This is a genomic window from Shewanella jiangmenensis, assembly GCF_018596335.1.
Classification (GTDB): Bacteria; Pseudomonadota; Gammaproteobacteria; order Enterobacterales; family Shewanellaceae; genus Shewanella; species Shewanella jiangmenensis.
Genome location: NZ_JAHEPS010000005.1, coordinates 50,153 through 72,496 on the forward strand (window position 1 = coordinate 50,153; position 22,344 = coordinate 72,496).

Annotated in this window: 18 protein-coding genes; 6 read left to right on the forward strand and 12 right to left on the reverse strand. The window is 53.7% G+C overall.

All coding sequences use genetic code 11. The features are described from left to right. Window positions 1-6: 6 nt before the first annotated feature. The 10 genes from KJI95_RS13265 to aroA all read right to left on the reverse strand — a co-directional run bounded on the left by KJI95_RS13265 (window position 7) and on the right by aroA (window position 10,062). The gene (locus KJI95_RS13265; RefSeq protein WP_214507688.1) at window positions 7-1,743 is read right to left on the reverse strand and encodes an acyl-CoA dehydrogenase; all 1,737 of its coding nucleotides are present in this window, start codon (window positions 1,741-1,743) and stop codon (window positions 7-9) included. Between the two features lie 163 nt (window positions 1,744-1,906). After that, window positions 1,907-2,452 (reverse strand): DUF2058 domain-containing protein, encoded by a 546-nt coding sequence (locus KJI95_RS13270; protein ID WP_214507689.1) that lies wholly within the window; start codon window positions 2,450-2,452, stop codon window positions 1,907-1,909. A gap of 77 nt (window positions 2,453-2,529) precedes the next feature. After that, window positions 2,530-3,342: an SDR family oxidoreductase gene (locus KJI95_RS13275; RefSeq protein WP_432653804.1), complete on the reverse strand. Its 813-nt coding sequence runs from the start codon at window positions 3,340-3,342 to the stop codon at window positions 2,530-2,532. Between the two features lie 114 nt (window positions 3,343-3,456). Further along, on the reverse strand, window positions 3,457-4,158 hold the full coding sequence (gene pyrF, locus KJI95_RS13280; RefSeq protein WP_214507691.1) for an orotidine-5'-phosphate decarboxylase: 702 nt from the start codon (window positions 4,156-4,158) through the stop codon (window positions 3,457-3,459). Between the two features lie 27 nt (window positions 4,159-4,185). Continuing rightward, complete coding sequence (gene lapB, locus KJI95_RS13285; protein WP_214507692.1) at window positions 4,186-5,346, reverse strand: lipopolysaccharide assembly protein LapB; 1,161 nt, start codon at window positions 5,344-5,346, stop codon at window positions 4,186-4,188. 1 nt (window position 5,347) lies between these two features. Further along, entirely contained in the window at window positions 5,348-5,668 is a 321-nt protein-coding gene (locus KJI95_RS13290; RefSeq protein WP_214507693.1) for a LapA family protein, read from the reverse strand. A 121-nt stretch (window positions 5,669-5,789) separates the two neighbouring features. Next, window positions 5,790-6,080, reverse strand: coding sequence for an integration host factor subunit beta (gene ihfB / locus KJI95_RS13295; RefSeq protein WP_214507694.1), 291 nt, complete (start codon window positions 6,078-6,080; stop codon window positions 5,790-5,792). A 76-nt stretch (window positions 6,081-6,156) separates the two neighbouring features. Beyond that, window positions 6,157-7,824 carry a 30S ribosomal protein S1 gene (rpsA, locus tag KJI95_RS13300; RefSeq protein WP_214507695.1) on the reverse strand — a complete coding sequence of 556 codons (1,668 nt, stop codon included), beginning with the start codon at window positions 7,822-7,824 and terminating at the stop codon, window positions 6,157-6,159. 103 nt (window positions 7,825-7,927) lie between these two features. Then, entirely contained in the window at window positions 7,928-8,623 is a 696-nt protein-coding gene (gene cmk, locus KJI95_RS13305) for a (d)CMP kinase (RefSeq protein WP_214507696.1), read from the reverse strand. Window positions 8,624-8,775: 152 nt separating this feature from the next. Next, on the reverse strand, window positions 8,776-10,062 hold the full coding sequence (aroA, locus tag KJI95_RS13310) for a 3-phosphoshikimate 1-carboxyvinyltransferase (protein ID WP_214507697.1): 1,287 nt from the start codon (window positions 10,060-10,062) through the stop codon (window positions 8,776-8,778). 416 nt (window positions 10,063-10,478) lie between these two features. On the opposite strand from aroA, the gene KJI95_RS13315 reads away from it, so the two are divergent. Beyond that, the gene (locus tag KJI95_RS13315) at window positions 10,479-11,669 is read left to right on the forward strand and encodes an amino acid aminotransferase (protein WP_214507698.1); all 1,191 of its coding nucleotides are present in this window, start codon (window positions 10,479-10,481) and stop codon (window positions 11,667-11,669) included. A 113-nt stretch (window positions 11,670-11,782) separates the two neighbouring features. Here KJI95_RS13315 and serC read toward each other — a convergent pair whose 3' ends face one another. Both serC and gyrA read right to left on the reverse strand, forming a co-directional pair. After that, window positions 11,783-12,877 (reverse strand): 3-phosphoserine/phosphohydroxythreonine transaminase, encoded by a 1,095-nt coding sequence (gene serC / locus KJI95_RS13320; RefSeq protein WP_214507699.1) that lies wholly within the window; start codon window positions 12,875-12,877, stop codon window positions 11,783-11,785. Between the two features lie 105 nt (window positions 12,878-12,982). Then, complete coding sequence (gene gyrA / locus KJI95_RS13325; RefSeq protein ID WP_214507912.1) at window positions 12,983-15,676, reverse strand: DNA topoisomerase (ATP-hydrolyzing) subunit A; 2,694 nt, start codon at window positions 15,674-15,676, stop codon at window positions 12,983-12,985. A gap of 464 nt (window positions 15,677-16,140) precedes the next feature. Here gyrA and ubiG point away from each other — a divergent pair, with 464 nt between their 5' ends. The 5 genes from ubiG to yfaE all read left to right on the forward strand — a co-directional run bounded on the left by ubiG (window position 16,141) and on the right by yfaE (window position 22,011). Further along, window positions 16,141-16,854 carry a bifunctional 2-polyprenyl-6-hydroxyphenol methylase/3-demethylubiquinol 3-O-methyltransferase UbiG gene (gene ubiG, locus KJI95_RS13330; RefSeq protein ID WP_214507700.1) on the forward strand — a complete coding sequence of 238 codons (714 nt, stop codon included), beginning with the start codon at window positions 16,141-16,143 and terminating at the stop codon, window positions 16,852-16,854. Then, window positions 16,847-17,551, forward strand: a complete 705-nt coding sequence (locus KJI95_RS13335) for an HAD family hydrolase (protein WP_349356738.1) — start codon at window positions 16,847-16,849, stop codon at window positions 17,549-17,551. The genes ubiG and KJI95_RS13335 overlap by 8 nt, the downstream gene beginning before the upstream one ends. Before the next feature lie 642 nt (window positions 17,552-18,193). Beyond that, window positions 18,194-20,482: a class 1a ribonucleoside-diphosphate reductase subunit alpha gene (gene nrdA, locus KJI95_RS13340; protein ID WP_214507701.1), complete on the forward strand. Its 2,289-nt coding sequence runs from the start codon at window positions 18,194-18,196 to the stop codon at window positions 20,480-20,482. A 70-nt stretch (window positions 20,483-20,552) separates the two neighbouring features. Beyond that, on the forward strand, window positions 20,553-21,683 hold the full coding sequence (nrdB, locus tag KJI95_RS13345) for a class Ia ribonucleoside-diphosphate reductase subunit beta (RefSeq protein ID WP_214507702.1): 1,131 nt from the start codon (window positions 20,553-20,555) through the stop codon (window positions 21,681-21,683). Continuing rightward, window positions 21,652-22,011 carry a class I ribonucleotide reductase maintenance protein YfaE gene (gene yfaE / locus KJI95_RS13350; protein ID WP_214507703.1) on the forward strand — a complete coding sequence of 120 codons (360 nt, stop codon included), beginning with the start codon at window positions 21,652-21,654 and terminating at the stop codon, window positions 22,009-22,011. The genes nrdB and yfaE overlap by 32 nt, the downstream gene beginning before the upstream one ends. The last annotated feature ends 333 nt before the right edge of the window (window positions 22,012-22,344 follow it).

A 22,344-nucleotide genomic window follows, 5' to 3' on the forward strand; every position in this document is an offset into this window, starting at 1 on the left:
CCGCCGTTAAAGCAGCGACTCATCTATGCCCATCACCACCTCATCCCCGGCCTGAACCTGCGTCAGCAGCGCATCAGCGCGTGGCAACACCTTGGCAAAGTAGAAGTCGCAGAACTGCGCCTTGGCGCTGGCAAGCTCAGGGGCTGCACGCCCGGCAACCTGCGCCATGGTCAGATGGTAAAGGCCATACAGCAAGTATCCAAAGGCATCGAGCATCTCCACCGCCGAGGCATTGATAAGCGACGGATTGGCAAGCTTACGCTCATTAATCCAGCTGGCGACCTCGATAAAACGACTAAAACCGGCTTCGAGTGCGCGCTTTTTACTGCTCTCGCCCTCGAGGGTGGTAAGCTTTTCGGCTACAAAGGCCTTAAGGGTAGCGAGATTATCGCCGCACACCTTGCGGCCGAGGAAGTCGATGGCCTGAATACCGTTGGTGCCTTCGTAAATCTGCGCAATACGGGTATCGCGCACCAGCTGCTCGATGCCGGTTTCACGGATATAGCCATGACCACCGAATACCTGCTGCGCCATGATGGTGATATCCAGGCCGCGGTCGGTCAAAAAGGCCTTGGCAACCGGCGTCAGCAGGCCAACATAACGGCTTGCCTTTTCAATCACGGCCGCATCATCGGAAAACTTGGCCAAATCCAGTTGCTTGCCGGTATCGAGCGCCAGTACCCTGCCCGCATCGGTCAGGGTGCGGATAGTGAGTAGCATCCGGCGCACATCGCCATGGACGATAATGGCATCGCTTGGATTGGCAGAGCCCGGCGCCGTGCCCTGCAAACGCTCTTTGGCGTATTCAGTCGCCATTTGCACCGCCGCCTGAGCACTGCCAAGGCCCTGAATACCAATTGCAAGCCGCTCGTAGTTCATCATAGTGAACATACAAGCAAGGCCCTTGTTTTCGCGGCCAATCAGCCAGCCACGGGCGCTGTCAAAATTCATCACACAGGTGGCAGAGCCCTTAAGGCCCATCTTGTGCTCTATGCTGCCAACCGATACGCCGTTCGACTCGCCTGCATTGCCATCAGTATCCGGCAGGCGCTTTGGCACCAAAAACAGTGACAGACTACTGGCACCGCTGATTTTGGCGAGTACCAGATGCACCACGTTATCTGTCATGTCCTGATCGCCGCCGGTGATAAAAATTTTACTGCCGCTAATCAGATAGCTGCCGTCATCCTGCGGCTCGGCGCGGGTGCGGATATTACGAAGATCGGAGCCTGCCTGCGGCTCGGTCATGTCCATGGCGCCGGCCCACTCGCCGCTGTAAAGCTTGGGCAAATACTGGGCTTTTAGCTCATCGGTGCCATGGGCATTAATGGCAAGGGCAGCGCCGGCAGTCAGCGACGAATAAAGATTAAAGGCGTTACAGGCGCTGTAAGCGATTTCATCAACCAGCACGCCCAGCATCTTGGGCATACCCATACCGCCATATTCAGGATCGCCACAAAGCCCGACCCAGCCGCCTTCCACAAAGGCGTTATAGGCCTCTTTATAGCCGCTTGGCGTCAACACAGCGCCATCTTCAAAGCGCACGCCTTCTTCATCGCCGCTGCGGTTTAATGGATGGACCAGCTCGGCATTAATCCGTGCAGCTTCGTCGAGAATGGCAGTGGCAGTGTCCAAATCAGCAACACCTGCCAGCGCTGGCATCGACTGCCAGGTCGCATCGGCATCGAACACGTGCTCGAGCAGGAATCGCATTTCATTGAGTGGCGCTTGGATAGGGTTCATGGCAGCTCTCAAACAATTAATTAAAACAGTTGTTTCAATCTAGCGAATAACAGTCACAAACTCAATCGCTCAATCAAGAATAGCCATAAAAAAGCCCCGGACTGTTGGCCGGGGCTAAGTATAGAGAAAACAGATAAGCTGTTTGTGGAGCGAGATCAGGCTGTTACCACATGAGATCGTCAGGGATCACATAATCGGCGTACGGATCGTCCTCTTCGCTGGCCGCAGGTGCAGCATCCGTGGCCTGCCAAAGGTAGCCGCACCAGTCCGGCACCAGCAGTGCCACCCGCTCAGCCAGTTTATGGGGCACCAGGAGGCTAGTGTCTTCGTAGCGCACAATACCGAGCAAACCGCCAAGAAGCTGAGTCTGCAGCTTCTCGTTGATATACACCGAATGGATTTTACTGCCGATGGTGTAGTTGAACTTTATCTCGGCGCGCTCAGGCAAGCTGATAGCAAGACGCTTGATTTCAGTGATAAGGCTGCGCACCTGTCCTTTGGCGAGCGCCTCCTGGAAACGCTGCTCGTTAAGGGCTTTATCTTCAGCAGCCTGCCGCGCTTTTTGCTCGGCAATACTCTCTTTGAGCGCCGCTGAGCCATCGTCGATATTGGACTTACGGTCACGGCGCTTTTTGGTGTTTACGTCTTTGAGCTTTTGTTTACTGGCAAGCCCGGCCTTGAGCAGCTGCTGTTGTAATGCGTTTGCCATCGCTATTCCTGTCGATAAATCTATAAAGGTTCAAATTAAAATCTGCGCTGCAGCGGTCCATCCAAACGGCATAAGGCTTATGCCTTTAACTGCCTCGCGGCAATGGCGCCGAGCTCTGTCATGGCGATACTGGCGCCGCCAAGGGACCAGCCACCATCTACCGGCAGTACCACGCCATTGATGTAACTTGCCAGGGGCGATGCCAAAAACAGCGCCGCCGCAGCGATATCATCTACGCTGCCGTTTCGGCCAACAGGCACACTCTGGGCAACGCGCTTTTTAAGCTCTGCACTCGGGGCCAGCCTGTCAAAGCCTTCTGTGTCTTCGATGGGTCCGGGGACGATGGAATTTATCCGGATCCCCTCTTTTGACCACTCAAGCGGCAAGGTACGGGTCAGCATATCCACGCCGGCTTTGGCGGCGCACACGTGCGCCTGCATTGGCATAGGCACAAATGCCTGAGGCGCCGATATTTGCAAAATAACGCCGGGGCGCGCCAGATACGGATAACTTGCCTTAAGCACCTGAAAACTTCCGAGCAAATCGATATCCATTACCGATTTAAAGCCATTGGCACTCATGCCGCTGGCACTGGCAGGAAAATTACCGGCAGCGCCGCTGACCAGCACATCAAGCGTTCCAAAGGCCTCGGCCACCTGAGCAATACCGGAGAGCACGGCGTCATTGTCGCGCACATCAAAGGTCACACCAAAAGGCTGTACTGCGCCATTATCGAGCGTCAGCAGTTTAACGGCCGCATCGACCTTGTCCTGCTTACGGCTCGCCACCGCCACACGGCCGCCGGCGCGGGCAAAGGCGCGGGCAATACCTAAGTTAATGCCGCTGGTACCGCCAACCACCAGAATGTTTTTTCCGTTAAAATCGAACATCTTGCTGATTGCATCGCGCATGGCGCCTCCGGTATATGAGCCTTTAGCTTAAAGCGGTGTTCACCGTCCGTTATTTACAGCCGCGTATTCGTGAGCCGTATTAACAGAAAAAAGTCACAGCCCCTGAATAGAGCGATGGATCTCGGTCAGTGCAGCAAGTGGATCGGCAGCCTTGGTAATGGGACGACCAATCACCAAATAATCTGAGCCGGCTTCGAGAGCCCGCGCTGGCGTCATGATGCGGTGCTGATCGCCAACCTCACTGCCCTCAGGGCGAATGCCCGGGGTGATGAGTTTAAAGTGCTGGCCACACAGGTCTTTGAGCATAGCCGCTTCCTGAGCCGAGCACACCACACCATCAAGACCGGCATCGCGGGTGAGTTTGGCGAGGCGTTTTACGTGCTCAGCCGCCCCCACTTCAATGCCAAGCAGTTTAAGGTCATCATCACTCATGGAGGTGAGAACAGTGACAGCTATCAGCAGCGGCGCGTTATCGCCATAGGGTAAAAGCGCTTTGCGGGCCGCTTCCATCATGGCAAAACCGCCGGAGGCATGCACGTTCACCATCCACACGCCAAGCTCGGCAGCAGCGGCAACGGCTTTAGCCACGGTATTGGGAATGTCATGGAACTTCAGGTCCAAAAACACATCAAAACCACGGTGTTGAATGTCTTTTACCAGTTCAGGCCCAAACAGGGTGAACATTTCCTTGCCGACTTTCAGGCGGCACATGGCCGGATCGAGTTTATCTACCAACTGCAGCGCCGAATGTTTGTTGTCAAAATCAAGGGCAACCAGAATGGGCTTGTCTCTCATGGGATCTCCGATGCAGTGGGATAAAGGTTATTCGCCGTCCAATCCGCGCACCCGCCCTATGCTGCCCCAGGATTTACACGAGGGGCAATGCCAGTAAAGCGAATGAGCGGGAAAGCCGCAGGACTTGCAGCGATAGGCGGGGCGGAATTTTATTTGTTGTTCGACCAATTGTTCAAGCAAAGAAAGACTTTCTTTGGCCTGACCTGCTTCGGCCTGGCGGATATGCAGCTTCATCAGCTCCGAAAAGCCTTTCATGGTGGGCTGGCGATACAGGGTATCGAGCAGGGTCTTTTCAGCAAGTTTAAGCTCGCCCTGCTCTATCATGTCTTCGGCAAGGGCCACCACCACTGAGGCGCCGCCGCCATCGGCAAGGGCTTTGACCAAAAGCTCACGGTACGCCTCGCCTTTACCGAGCTGATGATAAACCTCACGCGCAATTTTGATGCCATCGGCAAACAGCAGCACATCGACATGGCACAGGGTTTCGAGGGCGCTTGCCGCATCCGGCAATTGATTAAGGCTTAAATAGAGTTTTGCCTGGGTCAGCAAGGCACGGCCGCACTGGCTGTCGTGCTTCAGCGCCTGAGCAAGCAGTTTAAGCTTGGCCTGGGGCTCGGCGTTTTCATCGGCAAGCTGGCAGTAAAAGTGTGCGATACAGGTTTTGAGTGCCGCCTGACGTTTACGGGGCAGGCCGCGGGCAATATCAATCGCTTTTTGCCATTCCTTGATGGTTTGATAAATGGCAATCAGCTGATTTTCCGCTTCTTCGCTGTGAAACTCTTCTTTCACCAGCGCAAGGAAAATCTCTTCGGCACGATCGTAAAAACCGGCGGCCATGTAATCTTTACCCAACTCCATCATGGCGGCATCGCGCTGCTCTGTGGTGAGGCTTGGGCGGGCTATCAGGTTTTGATGAATGCGAATGGAGCGGTCTACCTCACCGCGCTTTCGAAACAGCGCGCCAAGGGACATATGGGTGTCGATGGTTTCGTCGTCCACATCGAGCAGGCTGATAAATAAATCAACCGCCTTGTCGGACTCGTTGGAAAGCAGATAGTTAAGGCCGGTGAAATAATCGCGGCTCAGTTTACTTCGATGTTGATGCTGGTTTTGGCGTAAACTGCGCCGACCCATATACCAACCGTAACCGGCGGCGATGGGCAGCAGCAGAAACAGGATTTCCAGCATATCAGGACTTCACTTCACCTGTCTGGGACTCGGTCACCGCCACAGACGTGGTGTCGGTGCGGGGCTTGGCGCCGGATTCCAGCTTTTGCAATCGGCGCTGGGCACGTGACAGGGAATATTTAAGCTTGCCAACGTGGTAGATGGCAAAACACCAACACAGCACAAAGCCGGCAAAAAACACGCTGGCGAGCACCACTGGCAACCTGAACTCACCCTGGGCAACAAAATAATTAATGGTAACCAGCTGCTCATTACGTGAGCCAAGCAGCAAGGCAAGCACAAACAGCAAAGCGATGACCAAGGCGACAACAAATCCTTTCACGTCTCACTCCTTATATCGGTTCAATAAGCTGATTATCCGGGAAATTCCCTTGTCTGACCAGCGTCTTGAGGCGCGATAAACAAAAAAGCCCCCTTTCGGAGGCTTTTTTAATCAGCGTTTATCAGTCAACGTTGACTGCATCAACGCGCTCGCGCAGCTCTTTGCCGGGCTTAAAGTGAGGCACGTATTTGCCATCCAGCTCAACTGAGGTACCAGTTTTTGGATTGCGGCCAACACGCGGCGCACGATAATGCAGAGAGAAGCTGCCAAAGCCGCGGATCTCGATACGTTCACCGCTTTCCAGCGTTGTCGCCATCTGCTCCAGCATCTCCTTGACCGCACTCTCGACGTCCTTCGCCGACAGTTGCGACTGCCTTGTGGCGAGTTTTTCGATCAGTTCGGATTTGGTCATCCTAGCTACCCCTATTATCAAGCCAAACACAGCCGCGATGAGGGAGTGACATTGCCGACTCCCTCATATTTGGCAATTACTTACGAGCGGCCTTGAACGCTTCGGCCATAGCATTACTAATAACAGCGTCTTCAGACTTGTTCAAGTTTGCCATAACTTCTTTTTCGTCAGCTTCGTCTTTCGCACGGATAGACAGGCTCACGTTGCGGTTCTTGCGATCTACGCCCATGAACTTGGCTTCAACGGCATCGCCTACTGCGAACACGGTAGAAGCATCTTCTACGCGCTCACGGCTGATGTCAGCTACACGGATGTAACCTTCAACGCCTTCAGCCAGCTCAACAGTTACACCTTTGGCGTCAACAGCAGTTACGGTGCCGTTAACGATGGCGCCTTTCTTCTTGTCGCCAACATAACCGTTGAATGGATCGTCTTCAGTCTGCTTCACGCCCAGGCTGATGCGCTCGCGCTCTGGGTCAACTGACAGTACAACGGCTTCGATTTCGTCGCCTTTCTTGTACTCGCTAACAGCTTCTTCGCCGTTGGCATTCCAAGAGATGTCAGACAGGTGAACCAGACCGTCGATACCGCCGTCCAGACCGATGAAGATACCGAAGTCAGTGATAGACTTGATCTTACCGGAAACCTTGTCGCCTTTGTTGTAACGGTTAGCGAAGTCTTCCCATGGGTTGGTCTTGCACTGCTTGAGACCCAGAGAAATACGACGACGCTCTTCGTCGATGTCCAGAACCAGAACTTCAACTTCGTCACCCAGGTTAACAACCTTGGATGGGTGGATGTTCTTGTTGGTCCAGTCCATTTCAGACACGTGTACCAGACCTTCAACGCCTTCTTCGATTTCAACGAAGCAGCCGTAGTCAGTCAGGTTGGTTACGCGACCGGTCAGACGAGTGTTTTCTGGGTAGCGCTTGCTGATTTCCAGCCATGGGTCTTCACCCAGTTGCTTCAGACCCAGAGAAACGCGAGTACGCTCACGATCGTACTTCAGAACTTTAACATTGATTTCATCACCAACGTTCACGATCTCAGATGGGTGCTTAACGCGCTTCCAAGCCATGTCAGTGATGTGCAGCAGGCCGTCTACGCCGCCCAGGTCAACGAATGCACCGTAGTCAGTGAGGTTCTTAACGATACCTTTAACGGCTTGACCTTCTTGCAGGTTTTCCAGCAGAGCATCGCGCTCGGCGCTGCTTTCAGACTCGATAACTGCACGACGGGAAACAACAACGTTGTTGCGCTTCTGGTCCAGCTTGATAACTTTGAATTCCAGCTCTTTGTTTTCCAGGTGAGCAGTGTCGCGTACTGGGCGAACGTCAACCAGAGAGCCTGGCAGGAATGCACGGATACCGTTCAGTTCAACGGTGAAGCCGCCTTTAACCTTGCCATTGATGATACCGATAACGGTCTCAGCATCTTCGTAAGCTTTTTCCAGAACGATCCAGGCTTCGTGACGCTTGGCCTTTTCGCGAGACAGTTGAGTCTCACCGAAACCGTCTTCAACAGAGTCCAGAGCTACGTCAACCTGATCGCCAACAGCGATTTCCAGAACGCCTTGGGCATTCTTGAACTGCTCAGCTGGGATTGGGCTTTCGGATTTCAGACCGGCGTCAACCAGTACCAGGCCGTTTTCGATGGCAACTACAGTACCACGAACGATAGAACCTGGACGGAATTCCAGTTGTTGAAGGGATTGTTCAAACAGATCAGCAAAAGATTCAGTCATGTTTAGTTACTTTAAGTAAATTAAACCAGCAACCGTCCTGGTCGTTGGAGTCAGTCGTCATATCCGCCTCATCCGTGAAGCGAATTCCTATACGCTGCCGGCGTTAAAAACCCGCAGCGGATAATCTGTCGTCGATGTGATTGATGCAGCGCGCCAACACATCGTCAATACCAATGCCTGTAGTATCAATGACCAAGGCATCATCAGCCGGTACCAACGGGGCCACGGCGCGGTTCATATCGCGCTCATCCCGCTCTTGGATTTCGGCCAAAAGGCGATCGATGTTAACATCGAAGCCCTTGTCCTGCAACTGATTATAGCGTCTTTGCGCCCGCTCTTCGGCGGAAGCCGTGAGATACAGTTTGGCCGGTGCGGTTTGAAAAACCACAGTGCCCATATCACGACCGTCGGCAATCAGGCCGGGGGCCTTACAGAAGGCGCGCTGGCGGCGCAGCAGTGCTTCACGCACTCTTGGAAAGGCTGCAACCTTGGAGGCGGCGTTGGAACATTCCTGGGTGCGGATAGCCCCGGTCACGTCCTCGCCCTCGAGTACCACCTTAATGGCGTCTTTGTCACTACCGGTCAGAAACTGCACGTCCAGATGTGCAGCCAATAAGGTAATGGCTTCTTCATTATCCAGCTCAACATTGTGATGCAGCGCAGCGAGTGCGAGCACGCGGTAGATGGCGCCGCTGTCGAGCAATTGCCATCCGTAATGCTTCGCGAGCAGGTGGGCAATGGTGCCCTTACCGGCGCCGCTTGGGCCGTCAATAGTGACTACAGGAGCCCTTTCAGACATAAAATCCTCCACAATAGACATTTCATCTTCCATGAATGCTTGGGGTTCACCGAAAATGAGCGGGCGGCATTATACCCCAATGCAGAGTAAAGATCCGTGGAATTTTTAGGCAAAAGAATGGGCTGTACCATGACAGCCCATTTTTACAGCACTCAGTTCTGCGAGGCTAAATTCGCGAAGCGCTTGAAATAATCCGGAAATGTTTTTGATGTACAGCCGGGATCGTTAATGGTCACACCGCAGTCGGCAAATGCCAGCAGCGAGAAACACATGGCCATGCGGTGATCGTTATAGGTGTCAATCTCGGCATGATTGGGCGCTGCAGGCGGCGTGATATGAATGTAATCGTGCCCCTCCTCCACAATGGCGCCGACTTTACGAAGCTCGGTGGCCATGGCCGCAAGACGATCGGTTTCCTTGATGCGCCAGTTATAAATGTTGCTCATCCGGGTTGGCCCCGTGGCAAACAGCGCCGCGGTGGCGATGGTCATGGCCGCATCGGGAATGTGGTTCATGTCCATGTCGATACCGTGAAGCTTGCTGCCGCGAGCGATAATGTAATCATCACTCCACTCGATGTCGGCGCCCATGGCGGCCAGCGCATCGGCGAACTTTACATCACCCTGCACCGCCAGACGCCCTACTCCTGTCACCTTGACTTCGCCGCCGCCAATGGCGCCTGCAGCAAGGAAGTAAGATGCAGACGAGGCATCGCCCTCAACCAGTACTTTACCCGGCGATACATAGCGCTGACCGGCCGCAATCTCAAAGCGCTGATACTTGTCGTTGCTGACCTTAACGCCGAATTTCGCCATCAGATCCAGCGTAATATCGATATAGGGCTTGGAAACCAGCTCGCCTTTTACGGCAATAGTCACTGAGTCCTTGGCGAGGGGTGCCACCATTAACAGCGCCGTCAGGAACTGACTGGACAGGCTGCCATCAATCTCTACCACACCGCCGGCAAGACCGGTGGCCTTGATAGTAAGTGGCGGAAAGCCATCATTTTTAAGATAACGAATGTCGGCGCCAAGCTGGCGCAGCGCGTCGACCAAATCGCCAATGGGGCGCTCTTCCATGCGCGGCTCGCCGGTTAAGGTAAACTCGCCAACGCCAAGGGTGAGCGCCGCGCACAGCGGCCGCATTGCGGTGCCGGCGTTGCCCAGAAAGAGTTCAAATGCCTTGTCTGCGACAATCGGTCCGCCAAGGCCCTGAAGTGTGCACACGGTTTTGTCGTCCGACAAACTGAATTGCACCCCAAGGGCTTTAAGCGACGCCAGCATATGGCGGATATCGTCTGAATCGAGCAGATTAACCAGGGTGGTTTCGCCGCTTGCCAGGGTTGCCAGCAGCAAGGCGCGGTTGGAGATACTTTTGGAGCCGGGGATATTCACTTCCCCGTTGACCCGGGATACGGGCTCAAGACGTAATTTTTCCATTAACTGAACTTCTCGTAATGCGAGTGGAGGCCATAAGCGGCAATTGGCAAGGCAGCAATACAGTGCTGTACGCCCTGCGTTACGTTTGAGGAAAAAACGATCCCTTTTGAGTCTTCGTGGTAATTAAATTACCGAACCCGCGGCCTGATTCAACCGTTTTTTCGAAAAAATCGCTGCAATCACGCTGAAATTTGCTCATTGGCTGCAAAATCTGCAAAAAAACGCCGGTTAAGGTGTCATTTTTGCGCCACATATCTTGTCGGCAGACAGGCAAGCAGCCCAAGGTGGCCCTGCGATTGTCGCAGGGTACTTTCGATTTGCCGCCGTTTCAGGCTATTCTAGGTCAACCTGGGCCCTATGCCTGCCAGAAATACATCTAAAAGCGACAATCAATAAGCGACAAGGTAGAAGGAATTATGTTAGAGCGTCTTACGGCCATGCCTGCCGATCCCATTCTTGGGCTGCTGACCAAATACCGCCAGGATCCCCGCAGCGAAAAGGTCGACCTCGGCGTGGGTGTGTATAAAGATCCCGCCGGTAACACCCCTATTCTGGACTGCGTCAAAGCCGCCGAAAAGCAGCGTACTGCCGACGAAACCACCAAGGTGTACATCGGTCCTACCGGCTCGGCTGCGTTTAACAGCCTCACCAATGAACTGGCCTTTGGCCCTGCCCATCCGGCGCTGCTGGCCAATCGTATCCGTACCATTTCCACCCCGGGCGGCACAGGCGCGCTGCGGGTGGCGGCTGAATTTATCGCCAAATGCAAAGCCGGCACCACCATTTGGGTAAGCGACCCAACCTGGGCCAACCACACAGGCTTGTTTCAGGCCGCCGGTTTAACGGTGAAAACCTACCCCTACTACGACTATGACAACAAGTGCCTGAAATTTGATGAGATGCTCGCCACACTCAAGCAAATTGGCCGCGATGATGTGGTATTGCTGCATGCCTGCTGCCATAACCCGTCCGGTCAGGACTTAAACACAGCCCAGTGGGATGCTGTGGTTGAGGTCGCGAAAACCAACGGCTTCCTGCCCTTTATCGACATGGCCTATCAGGGCTTTGGTGATGGCGTCGATGAAGACGCATACGGCGTGCGTGCCATGGCGGCGGCCGTGGATAACATGGTGCTGGCCTCTTCCTGCTCGAAAAACTTTGGTCTGTACCGCGAGCGGATCGGCGGCTGCTCCATCATCGCCAAAGACAGCGCCCAAGCCGATGTGGCCCAGTCGGTGCTGCTGTATGTGGTGCGCTGCATCTATTCCATGCCGCCAGCCCACGGCGCCGCGATTGTCGAAACTATTCTGGGCTCTGCCGAGCTTAAGGCCCAGTGGCTGGATGAGCTTAAAGTGATGCGCGATCGCATCAACGGCAACCGCGCCATGCTGGTTGAAAGCCTCAAGGCTGCCGGTGTCGAGCAAGACTTTTCCTTTATCGCCCGCCAGAAAGGCATGTTCTCGTTTCTTGGCATCAATGAAGCCCAGGTCAACACCCTGATGAATGACTACGGCATTTACATGGTTGGCTCAAGCCGGATCAGCATCGCGGGAATAAGCGAAGATAACGTTGGTTATCTTGCCAAATCCATCGCCGCGATCCTTTAAGCAACAGCGACAAGGTAAGCCGTTAAAAAGGTAAGCCGTTAACTAAGTTAAGCCGTTAAACAAAAAAGGACTGCAGCAAGCAGTCCTTTTCTTTTAGCGCAGAGGCTGTTGGCTTAACGGCCGTGTTTGGCGGCAAAGCTATTCATAAAGCTTACCAGCGCATCTATGCCTTCAAGCGGCATGGCATTGTAGATACTGGCGCGCATACCACCCACAATACGGTGGCCCTTGAGTGCAACCAGCCCCGCCGCTTCGGCTTCCTGCAAAAAGGCCTTATCGAGCGACTCATCGGCAAGTTGGAAGGTCACGTTCATCTGCGAGCGGTTGGCCTTCACCACGCCGTTTTTGTAAAAACCTGAGTCATCGATACAGGCGTACAAACGGCGCGCCTTTTCGGCGTTGATGGCCGCAATGGCTTTGACACCGCCAATGGATTTCAGCCAATCAAACACCTGCGCTGCGAGATACCAGGCAAAGGTTGGCGGGGTGTTGTACATGGAGTCGTTTTCGGCGGTCAGGCGATAATCCATGATGGAGGATTGAGTGAGCTGAGGCAGCGAAAGCAGATCCTTACGCACAATCACAATCGCAAGCCCCGACGGACCAATGTTTTTCTGCGCGCCGGCATAGATAAGACCAAAGCGGCTGACATCGATTTCACGGGACATGATGTTGGACGACATATCGGCAATAACCGGCCACGGGCAGTCGATATCATCAAAAATTTCGATTCCATCAACCGTCTCATTCGGGCAGTAATGCAGATAGCGATACTGCTCGGCACTGCCGCTGAATACCGGCAGCTCTACCGCGTTCAACCCATTGTCTTTTTTAACGATATTCAGCACATCAATCTGAGCTTCACCTGCAAGCTTCTGCGCTTCTTCCGCCGCCGCTTTTGACCACTGACCACTGACGAGATAGAGCGCACGGCCGTTGTTGCCCAGAAAATTATTCACAACCGCTGAAAACTGACCGCGACCGCCGCCATGCATAAACAGCACATGGTAGTTGTCAGGAATGTTCATGAGTTCACGCAGACAGGCTTCGGAGGACTTCGCCATCTCGATAAAAGGTGCGCCGCGGTGACTCACCTCCATCACAGACACGCCCTGGCCATTCCAATCAAGCAGTTCTTCTTGTGCCTTCTTCATTACGGGTGCAGGCAGCATGGCCGGACCGGCACAGAAATTAAACACGGCGCTCACTCATATTCTCCTTGGTACTTAGATGCTTTTATTAATTGCGGGTACGTAAACAAAAATACTGTGTTCGAAATAAAACGAGCGTCCATAAGACGCCCGTTTTTGTCATTACTCTTCGGTGTTGTCGGCGCCGTCTGCGTCCACAACCTCGTCGTGCACGCCGTCCGGCTCAGCCTCATCCGGATACTCGATGCCATCGTCCTGAATTTCGTCGATGCGCTGCAGGCCAACCACGGTTTCATCGTCGGCTGTACGGATAATGGTCACACCCTGGGTGTTACGGCCGATGATGGATACACCAACGGCTGGGGTACGTACCAGAGTGCCTTTATCGCTGATGAGCATGATTTCATCGTTCTCACCCACCTGCACTGCGCCCACCACAGGACCGTTACGCTCGGTCACCTTGATGGACACCACGCCCTTGGTGGCGCGGCTCTTGGCTGGGTATTCGGCAAGTTCAGTCCGCTTACCAAAGCCGTTGGCAGTAACAGTCAGAATGGCGCTGTCATCTTTTGGCACAATCAGCGACACCACTTTCTGGCCGTCTTCCAGGGCAATACCACGTACACCGGTGGCACCACGGCCCATCGGACGCACGCCTTTGAAGTTGATTTGTGGCTTGCCTTCTTCATCGAGAACCGGGTTGCCGTTTTCATCAACCACAGCCACTTCTTCGCCTTCTTTGAAGCGCACCACTTTACCGGCGTCAGAGAACAGCATGATTTCGCTGTTGCCATCGGTGATATCCACACCAATCAGCTGGTCGCCGTCTTTGAGGTTCACGGCAATGATACCGTTGGAGCGTGGGCGGCTGTACTCGGTCAGTGCGGTCTTCTTCACGGTGCCGTGGGAAGTCGCCATAAGGATGTACTTGCCTTCTTCGTATTCACGCACCGGCAGAATGGCGGTAATGCGCTCACCTTCCTGCAATGGCAGCAGGTTGATGATAGGACGGCCACGGGCCTGACGGCTTGCCAGCGGCAGCTGGTACACCTTGAGCCAGTAGAGCTTACCAAAGTCAGAGAAGCACAAAATGGTGTCGTGGGTGTTGGCAACCAACAGTTTTTCAACGAAATCTTCGTCTTTCACCTTGGTCGCCGCTTTACCCTTACCACCACGGCGCTGGGCCTGGTAGTCGGTCAGTGGCTGATACTTGGCGTAGCCTAAGTGCGACAGAGTCACTACCACGTCTTCTTCGGTTATCAGATCTTCAAGGCTGATATCCACGGCAGACGCGTTGATTTCAGTACGGCGGTTATCGCCAAACTGCTCAAGAATGAGCTCAAGCTCTTCTTTAATCACTTCCATCAAACGCTCTGGGCTTCTGAGGATGTAAAGCAGCGCAGCGATGATGTCCAGCAGCTCTTCGTATTCCTGCAGGATTTTTTCATGCTCAAGACCAGTCAGTTTGTGCAGACGCAGGTCAAGAATCGCCTGAGCCTGTGGCTCAGTCATGAAATAAAGGCCGTCACGGATCCCGTATTCAGGCTCAAGCCACTCTGGACGGGCGGCATCGTCACCGGCCTTTTCCAGCATGGCTTTTACTGTGCCAAGATCCCAGCCTTTGGCAATCAGACCGGCCTTGGCGTCTGCCGGGCTTGCTGATGCCTTGATAAGGGCAATAATGGGGTCGATGTTGGCAAGGGCAACCGCCAGCGCTTCCAGAATGTGGGCACGGTCGCGGGCTTTACGCAGCTCGAAAACGGTACGGCGGGTAACCACTTCGCGGCGGTGCAGAATAAAGGCTTCCAGCATCTCTTTAAGGTTAAAGAGCTTGGGCTGGCCGTTTTGCAGCGCCACCATGTTGATGCCGAAGGAAGACTGCATCTGGGTTTGGGCGTAGAGGTTATTGAGCACCACTTCGCCGGCTTCACCGCGCTTGATTTCAATGACGATGCGCATGCCGTCTTTGTCAGACTCGTCACGCAGACCGCTGATGCCTTCTATCTTCTTGTCTTTAACCAGCTCGGCGATTTTTTCAATCAGACGGGCTTTGTTGACCTGATAGGGGATCTCAGAAACGATAATGCGCTCACGGCCGTTGTCTTCGGTTTCAACTTCGGCGCGGGCACGCATGATGGCCTTGCCACGACCGGTGCGATAGGCTTCTTCAATGCCTTTACGGCCGTTGATGATAGCGGCAGTCGGGAAGTCGGGGCCGGGAATGTATTCCATCAGCTGCTCGATAGAGAGCTCAGGCTCTGCAATCAGCGCCAGACAACCTTTCACCACTTCGGTGAGGTTGTGCGGTGGAATATTGGTGGCCATACCCACGGCGATACCGGACGAACCGTTCACCAGCAGGTTAGGAATTTTGGTCGGCAATACGGCCGGAATTTGTTCGGTGCCGTCGTAGTTGGGCACAAAATCCACGGTTTCTTTTTCCAAATCCGCCAGCAGCTCGTGAGCCAGCTTTTCCATGCGGATTTCGGTGTAACGCATTGCTGCTGCGGCGTCGCCGTCGATAGAACCGAAGTTACCCTGACCGTCAACCAAGGTGTAGCGCAGCGAAAACGGCTGGGCCATACGCACTATGGTGTCATATACGGCGATGTCACCGTGGGGGTGGTACTTACCGATCACGTCGCCCACTACACGGGCAGACTTTTTATACGGCTTGTTCCAGTCGTTCTTGAGTTCACTCATGGCGAACAGCACGCGGCGGTGAACGGGTTTGAGGCCGTCACGCACATCCGGCAGTGCCCGACCTACGATCACGCTCATGGCGTAATCCAGGTACGAATTCTTGAGTTCGTCTTCGATATTAATTGGCGAAATTGATGAAGCCAAATCAGTCATAAACTGCTCGATCCCCTGAAAATTAGCTGACAAGTCGTTTTCCGTGTCATTGTCGAGCCTTCAAACGTGATTTGGCATTCTAACACAGTAATTTAATGTCGAAACCCCCTTAACCGGATCCGCTTAACGGCCATGTGCTGACTGTCAACACTCAGCACAAAGCCATAAGCTATCCTATTGATAAAAAACGACGTTAATCACTACCGGCGAACAGGTTTGTGGTAAAAATAGCGCAACTTTTTTATCCCACGGATTTTGCGGCCGCCTTTTTTGTTGAATTTTTGTACCATTCGCATAAAAAACCGACCAAACCCAAAAAATTCCAGAGGCTTAGCACAAGAGTTACGGCTTTTGGCTTCGCTAAGACTGCGCAAGCGGCTATAATGGCGCCACTTTTGCCTTTTATACCGGTTAACGGGCGCTACCGCCCTGCTGTAACCGGCCAGCGCTTTATGGGGCCCACTATGTCTGAAGCCATGAATGTCGATACCAAGGAAATAGCCAAGTTTGAGAGGATGGCCGCCAGTTGGTGGGATCCGGACGGCGAATTCAAACCCCTGCATCAGCTTAATCCACTTAGATTGAATTACATCGACTCAAGCTGCGGTGGTCTCTTTGGCAAAACCGTACTGGACGTTGGCTGCGGCGGCGGCATCCTGTCTGAAAGCATGGCAAGAATCGGCGCTAAGGTGACCGGCCTTGATATGGGCGCGGAGCCTTTGGATGTGGCGCGCCTGCACGCCCTCGAGGCCGGCGTCAGCATTGACTATATCCAGTGCACCGCCGAGGAGCACAGCGCCAGTCGCCGCGAGCATTATGATGTGGTGACCTGCATGGAAATGCTTGAGCACGTGCCGGACCCGCTCTCAGTCATCAAGGCTTGCTGTGACATGGTAAAGCCGGGCGGCATGGTGTATTTCTCCACCATCAACCGCAATATCCGCTCCTACGTCGAAACCATCCTCGGCGCCGAATATCTTTTGAAGATGCTGCCTGTCGGCACCCACGAGCACAGCAAATTCATCAAACCCTCTGAACTGATTGCCATGGTCGATGAAACCGAGCTTTTCTGTAAGGATGCTGTCGGCGTAACCTACAACCCGCTCACCGGCATTTTCCGCTACACCTCAAGCCTTGAGGTGAACTACATGATTGCCACGGAAAAAGCCCGTGACTGACGCAGCAGCCCACGGCGTACTGTCCGGCGTATTGTTTGATCTTGACGGCACGCTGGTTGATACAGCGCCGGATCTGGTCGCGGCGCTTAATTTATCCCTCCATGAGCACGGTTTTGCCAAGGTGAGCCTCGCGCAGATGCGCCACGTTGCCTCCCATGGCAGTATGGCGCTGGTGCGCGCCGGTGCCCCTGGCATCACTGACGCCGAGGCGCTGATGCTGCAGCAGGCGCTGCTTCGTCACTACCATCAGGTTAACGGCAACCACGCCACGCTGTTTGACGGGGTTGCAGCGCTGCTTGATGGGCTTGCTGCAAAAGGGATCCCCTGGGGCATAGTGACCAATAAAGCCGCCCGCTACGCCCGGCCTTTAATCAATAAGCTTGGGCTTACAAGCGCGCGCACCGTTTCACGCGCTAATAAAGGCAACTATTTCTGCCAAAGCCTTATCAGTGGTGACAGCGTGACCCGGGGTAAACCCGACGCCGCACCGCTGCTGCTGGCTGCAAGCCAGATTGGCTGTATGCCATCACGGATTTTTTATCTTGGGGATGCGCGCCGTGATATGGAATCGGCCCGCGCTGCCGGCATGGTTTCTGTGCTTGCCAGCTGGGGTTATCTTGACGGCGATGAGGTGACCAACTGGCCAGTGGATTTGCGCCTCGAGCGCGCCGATGAGTTGCTGTCACACCTCGCCTGAGACTTAGACTGAGCCTGAGACTGGGACTGACTCTGATTCTGGAGCTGGTGCAGTGCTGGTGCAGCTCCGCCAGCTTTACCGCATTTGAGCAATCAATTGGCACTTTAGCGCTATTTTTACGGGCGCTTGAGCAGCGTTTTGAGTCTTACCTTTGACCAGCGTGTGAGCCACAGTTTTGGTGCCTAACTTTGGGACCCATTTTCGACCGCTTTTTCCGCCCGTCTGCAACCCCGAAATGGGGTATTAGTAACAGTCGAACGGCTTGTCAATCGATCGTCTATCGATCGCTTGCAAGATAAGCGATCGATTCAGGTCCAAGCAGCGTACAAAAAAGCACCTGCGCCCAAGCGGCCTAGTGCAGATTTGAGCTTCAACGTTAGTCATCACTAACGTGGGATTTTTTCCAAAAGATATCCACAAGATCTTAAGAGACTTCCTACTTGCAAATGCGTCCTCACCTCACTATCTTGTATCTTAAATCTTAATAAGCACCATATCTTGTGTATTGGTAGCAATCAGACACACTAGAAACGTCCCTTCCCCACGGGTGGCATCAGACCCCCGACTGTCGTTGGGGAAATAGCGGAACGATTGTTTACATGGATATGTAGCTCAATACCAATCAATAAAGGCCTATCTTCAATGAATAGCAACATGACAGTCACTAAGCGCAGTGGCGAGCGCGAGAACATCGATCTCGACAAAATCCACCGCGTGGTTACCTGGGCAGCCAAAGGCTTAAAGAATGTTTCCGTTTCTGAAGTAGAACTGCGATCGCATCTGCAGTTTTTTGATGGTATCCCCACCGAAGCTATCCATGAGACCATCATCAAGGCAGCGGCGGATCTGATCTCCCCAGAGTCACCGGACTATCAGTTTCTGGCAGCGCGCCTGGCCGTATTCCACCTGCGTAAAAAAGCCTTTGGTCAGTTTGAGCCGCCGAAGCTGTATGACCATGTGGTGAAACTGGTCGAGATGGGCAAATACGACAAGCACATCCTCGAAGACTACACCTGCGAAGAGCTGGACGTGCTCGACAGCTACATCGACCACTGGCGTGACATGAACTTCTCTTATGCTGCCGTTAAGCAGCTTGAGGGTAAGTACCTGGTGCAAAACCGCGTGACCCACGAGGTGTATGAGAGCGCCCAGTTCCTCTACATCCTGGTTGCTGCCTGTCTGTTTGCCAACTATCCGAAAGAGACCCGTCTTAAGTACGTCAAAGACTTCTATGACGCCGTGTCTACTTTCAAAATTTCGCTGCCCACGCCGATTATGTCCGGTGTGCGTACCCCTACCCGTCAGTTCAGCTCCTGCGTACTGATTGAGTGTGGTGACAGCCTGGATTCCATCAACGCTACCGCCTCTTCCATCGTGAAGTACGTGAGTCAGCGTGCCGGCATTGGCGTAAACGCCGGTCGTATCCGTGCCCTTGGCAGCCCAATCCGTGGCGGCGAAGCGTTCCACACCGGCTGTCTGCCGTTTTACAAGTACTTCCAGACCGCGGTGAAGTCCTGCTCTCAGGGCGGCGTTCGCGGCGGTGCTGCTACCCTGTTCTACCCAATCTGGCACCTGGAAGTCGAATCCCTGCTGGTACTGAAGAACAACCGCGGCGTGGAAGATAACCGTATCCGTCACCTGGACTACGGCGTACAGCTTAACAAGCTGATGTATCAGCGCCTCATCAAGGGCGAAAACATCACCCTGTTCAGCCCATCCGATGTACCGGGTCTGTACGACGCCTTCTTTGAAAATCAGGATGAGTTCGAGCGCCTGTACAACCAGTACGAGCAAGACAGCAGCATCCGCAAGAAGACCCTTAAGGCAGTTGAACTCTTTTCACTGATGATGCAGGAGCGCGCCTCTACCGGCCGTATCTACGTGCAGAACGTGGATCACTGCAACACCCACAGTCCGTTCGACCCAAGTGTGGCGCCAATCCGTCAGTCCAACCTGTGTCTGGAAATTGCACTGCCAACCAAGCCTTTGGAGAGCGTGGATGACACCAGCGGCGAAATCGCCCTGTGTACCCTGTCGGCGCTCAACCTGGGTGCGATTGCCAACCTGGAAGAACTCGAAGGTCTGTCAGATCTGGCCGTACGTGCCCTCGACAGCCTGCTGGACTATCAGGACTACCCTATCAAGGCGGCCAAACAGGGCTCCATGAACCGCCGCACTCTGGGTATTGGTGTGATTAACTTCGCCAACTATCTGGCTAAGAACGGTAAGCGCTACTCTGACGGCAGCGCCAACAACCTGACCCACAAAACCTTTGAAGCCATTCAGTTCAACCTGCTGAAAGCCTCAATGAATCTGGCGAAGGAAAAAGGTGCCTGCCCTGCGTTCCACGAGACCACTTATTCTCAGGGTATTTTGCCAATCGACACCTATAAGCGCGATCTGGACAAGATTTGCTCCGAGCCTCTGCACCTTGACTGGGAAGGCCTGCGTGAAGACATCAAGCGTCACGGTCTGCGTAACTCTACCCTGTCAGCGCTGATGCCATCTGAGACCTCATCGCAGATCTCCAACGCCACCAACGGCATTGAGCCACCACGTGGCCTGATTTCCGTCAAGGCGAGTAAAGACGGTCAGCTCAAGCAGGTAGTACCGGATTTTGATGAGCTCAAGTACGCTTACGAGCTGCTGTGGCAGATGCCATCCAACGATGGTTACCTGCAACTTGTTGGTATTATGCAGAAATTCGTCGACCAGGCGATTTCAGCCAACACCAACTACGATCCAGCCCGTTTCGAAGGTCGTAAGGTTCCAATGCAGATCCTGCTTAAAGATCTGCTGACCGCCTATAAACTGGGCCTCAAGACCCTCTACTACCATAACACCCGTGACGGTGCGACCGATCAGCATGATGACATTGCTGTGGTCGAAAAAGAGGATGACGGCTGTGCCGGCGGCGCCTGTAAGATTTAACGCAGGCTACTACAGGGACATTTAGTGTTAACGGGGGGCTTGGCCCCCTTTATACCGGAATAGAGAAATCATGGCTTACAGTACTTTTTGTCAAACACCCAACGATGCCACCCGCGAGCCGATGTTTTTTGGTCAGTCGGTTAACGTTGCCCGTTACGATCAGCAGCGTTATGAAGTATTCGAAAAGCTGATTGAAAAACAGCTGTCGTTCTTCTGGCGCCCGGAAGAAGTCGATGTAAGCCGTGACAAAATCGATTTCGGTAAACTGCCGGATCACGAAAAACACATCTTTATCTCCAACCTCAAGTATCAGACCCTGCTGGACTCGATTCAGGGTCGCAGCCCCAACGTGGCATTTTTGCCGCTGGTGTCACTGCCTGAGCTGGAAACCTGGATTGAAACCTGGTCGTTCTCCGAGACCATTCACTCCCGCTCGTATACCCATATCATCCGTAACATCGTCAACGACCCGTCTGTGGTGTTCGACGATATCGTGGTGAACGAGGAAATCCTCAAGCGCGCCGGCGACATCTCGGCCTACTACGACAAGCTCATCAAGCTGACCCAGATTTATCATCTCCATGGTCAGGGCACCCACACAGTGGACGGCCATCTGGTGGAAGTGACAGTACGTGAGCTTAAAAAAGCGCTCTACCTGTGCATGATGTCGGTGAACGCACTCGAAGCCATCCGCTTTTACGTCAGTTTCGCCTGCTCGTTTGCCTTTGCCGAGCGCAAACTGATGGAAGGCAACGCCAAAATCATCCGCCTTATTGCCCGCGATGAAGCGCTGCACCTGAACTCTACCCAGCACATCATCAACATCATGCAGGGTGGCAAGGACGATGCCGAAATGGCCGAAATCGCCAAAGAGTGCGAGCAGGAAGCCTACGATTTGTTCGTGCGCGCCGCCGAGCAGGAAAAAGCCTGGGCCAAGTATCTGTTTAAAGACGGCTCCATGATTGGCCTGAACGAACAAATTCTGTGTCAGTACGTGGAGTTCATCACCAACCAGCGCATGAAGTCAGTGGGCCTCGCTCAGCCTTATGCCGAGCTCACCAACCCGCTGCCCTGGATGAAAAACTGGCTTGAAAGTGACGCGGTACAGGTGGCTCCTCAGGAAGTGGAAGTCTCGTCCTATCTGGTTGGCCAAATCGACGCCTCTGTCGATGAAAACGAGTTCTCCGACTTTGATCTTTAAAAAGGCACCCATTGTCAGCCTTCACGGCGAGCCAACGCTGCTGTTCAACGGACAGCAGCCGTCGCTGCTCGAAGCACTGGAAATCAAAAAAGTCCGCATCTTCTCCGAATGTCGAAGCGGCTTTTGTGGTGCCTGTAAAACCAAGGTGCTCAGTGGCAAGGTGCGTTACTTTACCGAGCCGCTGGCAGCCCTTGAAGCCGATGAATGCCTGCCCTGCTGCTGCGTGCCAGATTCGGATCTGAACCTCGATTTATCCGCCAAGGGTGCCGACACCCCGGCCCGCGCAGCCCCGCCGACTGTGTTTTCCAAACAGGCTCTGGTCGACTGACTTTTTTGTCCTCGTTTTCCGGCACCTGCCCGCATCCACGCCTTAAATTCAATACATTTCACAGCTGAAGCTTTGCTATTTTTTCCACCAATTCAATAAACTGCACTGACGCATTCAAAAACCAAACGTCATATCTGGCAAATTGAATCTTTTATTTTGATATCAAATCAGCCCTCAATCGGCGCATACGCAGCCATCGGTTCTATTACTGTGGCACTACGGCATCATCAAAGCCGAAAAACTCTATGGGATTAAGAACAGGGGTTTATAAGAAAAAAGCGGCATAAAAAAGCCCGCAGTTGCGGGCTAATTCATACAGGCTGAAATGGATGC